The 545-nt window shown below is 49.9% G+C and carries 1 protein-coding gene; it reads left to right on the top strand.

Annotated elements, in window-relative coordinates; genetic code table 11:
• Positions 1–545: DUF5801 repeats-in-toxin domain-containing protein (locus PsW64_RS28035; RefSeq protein WP_208980978.1), on the top strand; the 545-nt coding region annotated here is incomplete at both ends.

Here is a 545-nt window from a genome sequence, read left to right as displayed (position 1 = left end):
CCGGTAATGGTGAGAACACTGCCCTTCAGCTTCTCAATGGTGATGAGCTTGCTGTCATCGACTTTGGTTCTGTGATTATTGCGACAGATGGGGACGGGGACACCGTTGCTCTGGATGGCAAGCTGGATGTGACGGTTGTTGATGACATCCCAGCGCCAGAACTTTGGGTTGATGATCATATTCGCATTGACGAGACCGAGGGTGATCACAGTGATAATGTTCCGCCGAAGTGGCGCATTCGCAAGCTGTTTAAAGATGTTGACGAAAAGGGCAGTGATCCTGATCTGAGCGGTCCAATCTACGCGCGGAATGATGTTCTTGATTTCCATAAGAATGTTGGTGCTGATGAGCGCGGCGGTCATGAGCTGGTATTTCGCATTGATAACGCAGATTCTGGCCTGACCACGACTGAAGGTTTGGCGATCACGCTTCATCTGGAAGATGGTCAGATTGTTGGTCGTGTACCAGACGGAGATGCTGCGTTTGCAATCCACTTGCATCAAAACGGTAAGGTCTCAATGGTTCAGTACATGTCCATTGAGCAC

Source organism: Pseudovibrio sp. W64 (assembly GCF_001623145.1).
Classification (GTDB): Bacteria; Pseudomonadota; Alphaproteobacteria; order Rhizobiales; family Stappiaceae; genus Pseudovibrio.
Note: the sequence above shows the minus strand (reverse complement) of the source record. Positions and strands in the feature narration are given on the sequence as shown.